General features: G+C 62.0%; 7 protein-coding genes. All 7 read left to right on the top strand.

What is annotated here, in order from left to right; translation table 11 throughout:
• Positions 1 to 120 precede the first annotated feature (120 nt).
• On the top strand, positions 121 to 1,074 hold the full coding sequence (nrfD, locus tag ACWKY3_RS01505) for an NrfD/PsrC family molybdoenzyme membrane anchor subunit (protein ID WP_449314658.1): 954 nt from the start codon (positions 121 to 123) through the stop codon (positions 1,072 to 1,074).
• Between the two features lie 16 nt (positions 1,075 to 1,090).
• Entirely contained in the window at positions 1,091 to 1,489 is a 399-nt protein-coding gene (locus tag ACWKY3_RS01500; protein WP_449314657.1) for a GntR family transcriptional regulator, read from the top strand.
• 29 nt (positions 1,490 to 1,518) lie between these two features.
• On the top strand, positions 1,519 to 2,523 hold the full coding sequence (locus ACWKY3_RS01495) for a slipin family protein (protein WP_449314656.1): 1,005 nt from the start codon (positions 1,519 to 1,521) through the stop codon (positions 2,521 to 2,523).
• Positions 2,524 to 3,528: 1,005 nt separating this feature from the next.
• The gene (locus ACWKY3_RS01490) at positions 3,529 to 5,652 is read left to right on the top strand and encodes a molybdopterin-containing oxidoreductase family protein (protein ID WP_449314659.1); all 2,124 of its coding nucleotides are present in this window, start codon (positions 3,529 to 3,531) and stop codon (positions 5,650 to 5,652) included.
• Positions 5,652 to 6,272, top strand: a complete 621-nt coding sequence (locus ACWKY3_RS01485) for a 4Fe-4S dicluster domain-containing protein (protein ID WP_449314655.1) — start codon at positions 5,652 to 5,654, stop codon at positions 6,270 to 6,272. The genes ACWKY3_RS01490 and ACWKY3_RS01485 overlap by 1 nt, the downstream gene beginning before the upstream one ends.
• Positions 6,273 to 6,290: 18 nt before the next feature.
• Entirely contained in the window at positions 6,291 to 7,517 is a 1,227-nt protein-coding gene (gene nrfD / locus ACWKY3_RS01480) for an NrfD/PsrC family molybdoenzyme membrane anchor subunit (RefSeq protein ID WP_449314654.1), read from the top strand.
• A 73-nt stretch (positions 7,518 to 7,590) separates the two neighbouring features.
• Complete coding sequence (locus ACWKY3_RS01475) at positions 7,591 to 8,901, top strand: radical SAM protein (RefSeq protein WP_449314653.1); 1,311 nt, start codon at positions 7,591 to 7,593, stop codon at positions 8,899 to 8,901.
• The last annotated feature ends 84 nt before the right edge of the window (positions 8,902 to 8,985 follow it).

The raw sequence follows: 8,985 nt of genomic DNA, 5'->3' as shown, positions 1-8,985 counted from the left end.
AACCGCCCCCTGTGGCATGACACCGTGTCATAGACGGGGGGGCGGTTTTGTGGGATACGGACCGCGACGGAATTTCGGCGCGGCGCGTCGGTGCGGCGCGGACGGCGGGGAAGGGGGAGCATGTTCGGCATCTTGACCACGGCCTACCTGTTTCTCGGCGGCGCCGGGGCGGGAGCCGTCATGCTCGCGGCGCTCGCCGACCTTGCCTGGGTGCGCGAGCCGTTCGGCTCGCGGGCGCGCGTATCGCTGGACGAGGCGCAGCCGGCCGAGCGCATGGTGGCGTTCGGCTTGCTGGCGGGATTGCTTGCGCTCGTGCTGGGCGCGGGCTGCCTTTTGCTCGACCTCGGACGGCCCGACCGCCTGGACGCGTTCCTGACCAGCGTCGTGCCCTCGCTCATTGCGACGGGCGCGTACGCGGTGGCGGCGCTTGCGGCATGCGGGGCGTTCCTTGCGGCTGTGCGGTTCGCCTACCTGCCGGCCGTGCCGCGCGGGGCGGTGGCCGCGGTGGAGGTTGCGGCTGTTGCCTTGGCGTTTGTGGTCATGCTCTACACCGGCCTGCTTTTGCAGGACACCGTGGGCGTGGCCCTGTGGCGCACGCCGCTCGTGCCGGCGCTGTTCGCGCTGTCGTCGCTGTCGTGCGGCGTCGCTGTGCTTTTGGCCTGCGCGCGCTTCGCGGGGCCGCACGATGCGGAGGCTGCCCTTCTCGTGCGGCGTCTCGTGCGTTTCGACTTGGCCGTCATCGCGCTTGAAGCCGTGTGCGGTGCGCTGTTCGCAGGCTTCGCGTTGGCAAGCGACCATCCGGCGGCGTCCGCCTCGGCCGCGAGCCTTGTGGCGGGCGAGCAGGCGGTTTTGTGGTGGGCGGGTTTCGCGGCCTGCGGGATTGCGGCGCCGCTTGCGTTGGAGGCGCTGTCCGCGCGCATGTCGGCAAACGTCGCGCGTGCGGTGTGCGCTTTCGCCGCAGTGTTCGTGCTGGTCGGCGGATTCTGCTTGCGCGCCTCCGTCGTGGAAGCCGGCGCGCATCGCGCTTTGGAGTTGCAGGAATCGCCAGACGTGTCGGCGCTTGCGTTGGAATAGGAGCAGGAAAAGACCCGTGGCCCTTTTCGAGATCAACGAGAAAAGCAGCATCCCCATCTGGCTGCAGCTGAAGAACCGCTTCATCTACCTCATCACGTCGGGGTACTACAAGCCGGGCGACCAGCTGCCCACGGTGCGGGGGTTGGCGGCCGAGGTCGAGGTGAACTACAACACCGTGAGCAAGGTGTACATGAGCCTTGAGCAGGACGGCTACATCCAGTCGAAGCGCCGGCAGGGCGCGTTCGTGCTGGATGTGAGCGGCAAGCCGGGCGTGAGCATATCCTCCACGGCCGAGATAGTGACGCAGGAGTACCTCAAGCGCTGCTTCGAGCTGGGCATGTCGCTGGAGGATATTGAGGAGCAGTTCGAGCGTAGCGTTCGCGAGGCAAGGAAGAGGCAGGGCGCCGCCGAGTGAGCGGCCGTTCGCGCGAAGGGAGCAGGGGCATGAAGCGCAGCAAGCAGACAGAGGTGTGCGCCGCATCGGCGAGCACGGCGGTTCCAGGGGCGGCGTCTGTCGCGGGCAACGTGCCAGCTGGCTTGGGAAACCCTTGGCCGGCGGGTGCTGCGCGCCTCGACACGGGGCGTCCACGCGCGTCGCGCAACGGCGCTGTGGTGTTTGCCGTGGTGGTGTTCGTCATCGCGTTTTCCCTGGTGCTGGCTGTGGCGCAGGTCGCGTTCGGCGGCATTGGGCTGGCGGCGCTCGTGACGGCGGCGGTCGTCGGGTGGCTGGCCTCGTCGTCTGTCCATATCGTGTTGGAGTGGGAGAAGGCGGTTGTGCTGCGCTTCGGCAAGTTCAACCGTGTGGCGGGGCCGGGCGTTGTGTTCACCTGGCCTATCGTTGAGTTCTACACGCTGCGCGTGGACCAGCGCGTGTCGGCCACGTATTTCGGCGCGGAGGAGACGCTCACCTCCGACCTTGTGCCCATCAACGTGGACGCCGTCCTGTTCTGGATGGTGTGGAGCGCGAAGAACGCGGCCGTGGAGGTGGAGGACTACGCGGCCGCCGTGTCGTGGATCGCGCAGACCGCCATGCGCAAGGCCATCGGGCGCGCCACCGTGGCCGAGGTGGCCACGCGCCGCGACCAGCTGGACGAGGAGCTCAAAGAGGTTATAGAGGAGAAGCTCAACCCCTGGGGCATTACCATCATTGATGTGGAAATCCGCGACATCGTGGTGCCCAAGGAGCTGCAGGCCGCCATGGCGCAGGAGGCCGTGGCCGAGCGCAAGCGCAACGCCCGCATGGTGCTGGCCGAGGCCGAGAAGGACATCTCCGAGATGCTTACGGATGCCGCCGAGGTCTACGGCGGCGAGGGCGACGCCATGCGACTGCGCACCATGCACCTGGCTTACGAGAGCGTGGAGGAGTCCGGCGGCACGCTCGTGGTGCCGAGCGCGTTTTCCGAAGGCTTCGTGGAGCAGCCGGGGAAGGGCGAGGCGAAGGGGGAGTAGGTTCCGGGGAGGGGCGTCGCGGCCCTCTCGCTTGCCGCGACCGACGAGCAGCGCATCGCCTCCCATGCGGAGTGGGGCATGGAGGAGGTGGAGCCAAGCGACTACCTGCCCGAGGGCCGCAAGCGCAAGCGCGACGCCTACGAGCGTGGATCGGTCCATTGTGTGGGCTGTGTTCGAACATGACTTCCCCAAACTCGCAAAAGCATGCGAAACCTATTGCGGCGATTGCGATATTGATTTAAGGACAAGCAAGCAATAGTGGTGGCTTTTGCTCTCTGCACGTCTTGTCGCAAAGGGCTTTGAAAGCTAAGTTGAAGAAAAGCGCAGCGGGCGAAAGAGCGTTTCGCTTCTGCACTTTTCTTCGTGCGTGTCATGCGTTTTGCAAAAACGCCTTTTATGCAACTCTTTTCATTGGTTTTAAAGCACCAGTTCAGACACTATATCCTCAAAATAGAATAACTCTCTGTCATAGTTTGTCATACATTGTTATTGATAATCATAGTGACGTATGGCAGACTATGACAAAGAGGAGATCGGCCGATTTCTGACAGGGGGATCCAGGGGCGCTATGGCTTGATCCGCGCATCGCCGCCGAAATCGGCGGGCCGTTCGCGGAACCGCTGCCTTTGCCTTGGCATCCCGAAGCATTCTTACAACGAGGATGGAGGAGGGTCTATGTCGGAAACAAGAGGCACGCGCAGAGGACTTACCCGGAGGGGCTTTCTGAAAACGACGGGTGCCGTTGCGGGTGCAACGACGCTCGGCGCGGCTCTTTCAAGCACTGTGGCCCTTGCGAACGAACCCGAAGGCGCCTCTGCCGGCTCTGAGACGAAGCATTTCACCACCTGGTGCCGGGGCAATTGCGGAAGTTCTTGCTGCAACCTCAACGTGGGCGTTCGCGAAGGGAAGGTCGTATCCGTGATGCCTCAGGCATTTGCGGACTCGGATCCTGAAACGAAGGGGCGCGCCCGCGGTTGCCTTCGGGGGATCAGCAATTTGCAGCGCATGTATGCTCCTGAGCGCCTTCAGTATCCGCTGCGCCGTGTGGAAGGGACGGCGCGAGGAGAGGGGCAATGGGAGAGGGTGTCGTGGGACGATGCGATCAGCGAGATAGCCGAGAAATGGAGGGGCTATCTTGACGAGTACGGCCCGGGCGCTGTGGCACGCTGCTCGATTTACGGCAGTTACGGTCATCTGAATGGCCTGGCCAGCATCGCGTGGACCAGGCTCCAGAAAGTGATCGGCATGTCAACGCTGTCGAACGGCGCCGATATGGCGCTGATCTACACGGCTCAGTCTTTCGCGGGATCGCTCAGCATGGGAAGCGACGGGCCGGCTCTGGTGAACAGCGTGAGGAACATCATCATCTGGGGGTCCAATCCGGTTGAAACCCTTCCACACGAATGGCGCTACTTGGTTCAGGCGCAGCAGCGGGGAGCGGTGGTCACCGTCATAGACGCGCGAATATCTCCGACCGCTTGCAAGGCCGACAAGGTTGTCACCGTGCGTCCCGCAAGCGATCCTGCGCTCACCTGCGGCGTGTGCAAATGCCTTATCGACAATGATCTCATCGACGTCGGTTTCCTACTTGAACAGAGCGTCGCTCCTTGCTTGGTGCAGGAAGACGGCACGTTTTTGCGCCAGCCGGATGGGGAATTCAGCGTGTGGAGCGAGAGCGAGGGTCGGGTGGTTCCCGCTTCGCAAGCGCAGGATCCGGCGCTTAAGGGGGATTACCTTCATGAAGGAAAGGTCGTTAGGACGGCTTTCGACCTTTTGGTCGAGCGCGTTTCCGAGTGGACGCTCGAGCGAACCGCCAAGGTGTGCGACTGCTCGGAAGACGACATCGTATGGATTGCCCGCGCATTCGCCGATGGCCCTACGACGACGATGGTGGGCAATGGGGCCGCTCACTACACGAACAGCCATGCGCTGTTCACGGGAACGTTCACGGCAACCATTCTTTCGGGCAATTTGTTCAAACCCGGTGCCGGCTGGGGGCAGACAGGCCTCGCCGGAGACGCCACCTGGTTCCCTGGAACGTCGTACGCATCTCCTGAGAACGCTATAACGGCTCCCACCTATTCAATCCTCGATCTCCCCGAGATCATGGAAACCGGGTCGTATCTAGGGAAACAGGCTCCCATCAAGAGCGTGCTGTTTCATGCTGGAAACCCTTTGGGCAACACTCCCAACCGACAGGCGATGATCAAGGCGCTGGAGAGCGTCGAGCTTTTGGTGGCTGTGGATATGTCCATGACCGACACTGCCCGTTATGCGGACATCGTCCTCCCGTGCGTCCATTGGTTCGAGTCCGAAGACGTCGGGAACAAAGCGTACCTTCCTTACGCACGCATGGGGGAGCAGGCGGTCGATCCTCAGTTCGAGCAGAAAACCGATTTCGAGATAGCCCGGATGATCGGCAGGGCGATGGGCGAGGAGAAAGCTTTCGAGGAATCCGAAAACGAGGTGCTCGTCCATGCCGTCGATACGTCCACTCCAGCCGATGTCGACGGGAACAAGATAACGTACGAGCGCTTGAAGGCCGAGAAGAACATTCGCGTTGTGGCAGACGGTTACTACGACACGAAATGCAAGACGAAAGAAGGCCGGCTCTTGTTCTATTGGGAAAAACCCCGTCCCCGCATAGCAGGCAAGACCATTGATGAAGAACTGGAGCGCATGGTGTATTTCGAGCCACCTGGAGAAGCGTGGCCGGAAGATGTGGAAGGGTATGGGCGCAATGCTTTGGCGGAAAAGTACCCTCTCATATTCATGAGTCTGCACACGCGCTTCACCACGCACACCACGTACAATCATGCAGACTGGCTCGTTGAGATCAGGCCCAATCCCCACGTGTTCATCAATCCATCGGATGCGAAGAGTCGCGGCATAGAAGACGGGGACTTGGTCAAGGTGTTCAATGATCGGGGATATGTGGTCGTTGAAGCCTATTACGACGGAGGAATGCGACCTGGGATGGTCAGCGTTCCACATGGTTGGGAAGGCGATCAGTTCGTGGAGGGCCATTACCAAGATCTGACCAGCAACATAAGCCATCCGTTCGATGACAACGAATGTTATTACGATTGTCTGTGCGAGGTTGAGAAGTTCGAGGGAGGCGACCAGTAATGCGCATGGGAATGGTTATCGACCTGCATAGATGCATAGGATGCCACACATGCTCCGTGGCCTGCAAAGAGAGCAACAACATCCCATCCGGTGTGTGGTGGAACAGGGTGCTGACTGACGGAGGAAGCCATATCGATGCTGCTTCGGGCGAGTGGCCGAATGCCTCGATCTCGTTTCTGCCGGTAAGCTGTCAGCACTGCGACAACCCCGCTTGCGTGAAAGTGTGTCCGGTGGGAGCGACGTACAAAGATGCCGAAACGGGGATCGTGCGCCAAGACTACGACAAGTGCATCGGATGCCGCATGTGCATGGCGGCATGCCCTTACAATGGTGTTCGCTCGTTCAACTGGGAAGAGCCGAAGTACTCTGTCGAGTTCGCCGTAGGCGACGACGATGTTCCAACGCATCAAAAGCATGTGGTGGAGAAGTGCACGTTTTGCTACCAACGACAAGCACGCGGCGAGGAGCCGGCTTGCATGGTGATGTGCCCTCCACGGGCGCGCTATTTCGGTGACCTTGACGATCCTGAATCGGAAGTATCGCGCCTTGTTCGCGAGCGCGAGCATACGCAGCTGCTGTCCGAAGAGGGTACGAAGCCCTCTGTCTATTACCTCGTCTAGGCTTTCAAGGAGGCAATCATGTCTGAGAACACTGGGACGGCGGCGCCGTCCAAGGCCCCTGCGGCCAGATTCGGGGGCAAAGGACTCAACGTCGCCATCGTTGTGGCGGCTATCGTGACCGTGGCAGGACTTGCGCTGTGGGGCATGCAGCTTTCCGGCGGCATGGTGCAGACCGGCATGCGCAATCTGGACTCTTGGGGACTCTATATCACCATGTTCATGTTCCTGGTGGGTCTGTCGGCCGGCGGCCTCATCATCTCGAGCGCACCGCGCGTGTTTGGGCTGGAGGGGTTCGGCGGTATTTCGAAGATCGCCGTGTGGACGAGCATCTGCTGCACAGTGCTCGCCATCGGTTACGTGGTGGTGGACCTTGGGCAGCCGCTTCGCCTGTGGGAGCTGTTCGCCTATTCCAACCTGGGATCTCCTTTGATGTGGGACATCCTTGTGCTGGGCACTTACTTGGTGCTGTCGATCGTCTACCTGTGGGCCATGCTGCGCCACGAAGGCGGCAAGGGGTCGGCCAAGGCCCTGCGCGCCATCAGCGCCCTTGCCCTTGTGTGTGCGGTGCTCGTGCACTCGGTGACGGCGTGGATCTTCGGACTGCAGGCCGGACGCGAGATGTGGCACACGGCGCTTCTGGCTCCGTGGTTCGTGTCAAGCGCGCTCGTATGCGGTGTGGCGCTTGTGCTGCTGGTGGTGATGGCGCTGCGTCGCGCAGGTTACCTGGAGCTTGACCAGCGGTATGTGGTAAAGATGGTGAAGCTGCTCGGCGTGTTCGTATGCGTGGACCTGTACTTCTTCGGATGCGATCTGTTGACCGAGGGCTTTCCGGCGGGCGAGGGCCTGGAGGTCGTGGGCATGCTCGTGTCCGGTCCGCTCGCACCGTTCTTCTGGATCGAGGTTGTTGGCTGTGCACTCTGCGCGGTCGTGGCTTTCGTGCCGGCGCTGCGCACCAATCCGCTCATCGTTGCAGCCTCGCTTCTGGCCATTGCGGGCATCTTCTGCAAGCGCGTGCAGCTTCTGGTGGGCGGTTTTCAGCTGCCGAATCTGGACTACGCCGGTGCGATGTCGCAGTACACGGTGACAGGCTGGGAGTCCGGCATGGAGGGTGCGTACGCAGGTATGGTGTATTGGCCGACAGCGCTTGAGTTCGGCGTGATGCTGGGCGTGGTGGGCCTGGGCGCGCTCATGCTGCTGCTAGGGTTGAAGTACCTGCCCCTGCAGCCGAGCGACCGCGCTCGTTAGGGCTGCGGATACGATGGGCCGCCGATCCGGCGGCCCATCGCTGCATGAAAGTACGACATCGAGGAGGCAATCGGTGTTTCGGAAAACGACGGGTCGTCCTACCTTGGATGCGTGGCTTGCGGAGTACCGGGCGATCGAGGAGGAGTTCGTGTGCGCGCGCGAGAGCGAGGGCGTGGCATTCGAGCCATACGGAGTCGGGTTGACGCGTGTGGTCGATCTGCGTCGCATGCTGCGGGAACGCGGCGCGCGTTTCATGAACGGCGGCGCCAGCATTTCGTCTGGTTTCCTGTCGAGTGCCTGCGAGGCGTGCGTAGGCGATTGCGGCAGCCGCACCTTCTACATCAACCTGCGCTGCAACCGCGATTGCTACTTTTGCTTCAATCCCAATCAGATCGACTTCGAGGAGCATTGCCTACGCGACACACCATGGCGCGAGGATCTGGAGGCATTCGCACGGTCGGGCGTCGCAGTGACCCACATCGGCCTCACTGGCGGCGAACCGCTGCTCGTGCGTGACGAGGCGCTGGCGTTCTTCCGCTGCGCCCGTGAACTTTGCCCCGATGCCCATTTGCGTTTGTACACGTCGGGCCTTGGGTTAGACGAGGCGTTTTGTCGCGAAGCCGCCGCATGCGGCTTGGACGAGATCCGTTTCAGCGTCAAGTTAGACGAGGGCGAAAGCTCCGTTGCCAAGACCCTTGCCGGCATAAGGATAGCGCGTCGGTGCATTCCTGACGTCATGGTTGAGATGCCGGTCGCCCCTGACGAAGGCGAACGGATGGAGCGGTTGCTTGTTGAGCTTGACGAGGCGGGCGTGCGCGGCGTCAACCTGCTGGAGTTCTGCTACCCGTTTCGTAACTGGAACGAGTTCTCGCGACGCGGCTACCGGGTGAAGAACCCGCCGTTCGAAGTGCTTTACGAGTACGGCTACGCAGGCGGATTGCCTATCGCTGGAAGCGAGGAGGCGTGCCTTGAGCTCGTTCTGTTCGCGCTGGACGAAGGGCTGCGCATAGGGGTGCAGTACTGCTCGCTCGACAACAAGAACCGCGACCAGGTGCTGCAGGCAAACCGCTCCGTCGCGCTCGATCCGGCGCTCTACGAGCTGGGAGGCGACTGCTTTTACCATGCAGCGAAGGCGTTCGACGGAGACGTCGGGGTCGCGCGGCGTGTGCTGAGCGAGCGGCATGCCTTCTTCACTGAGGACGATGAGGGGTGCGTGACCTTCCATCCGCGCTTCGCCGCCGAGGTCGCAGCTGCCGGAGTCGCAGTGGCCCACTCATGGAACATCGTGGAGCGGCAAAGTGGAGCTGCGGTCGTGCGTGAGCTGAAGCTTGCTTTATGGGATGAAGAGGGGGTTGGCCGGCCATGGTCCGCAAGGCTCTCATGACCCTTGCCGCGTTCCTGCTTGCGTGCGCGGCGGTGTACGGCGCCGGCTCTCTGGCGGAGCCCGCCACGGGGATCGCCCCCATCG

It is taken from the genome of Rubneribacter sp. (genome assembly GCF_965361815.1).
The sequence above is the reverse complement of the archived record's forward strand: the minus strand, read 5'-3'. Positions and strand labels throughout refer to the sequence as shown.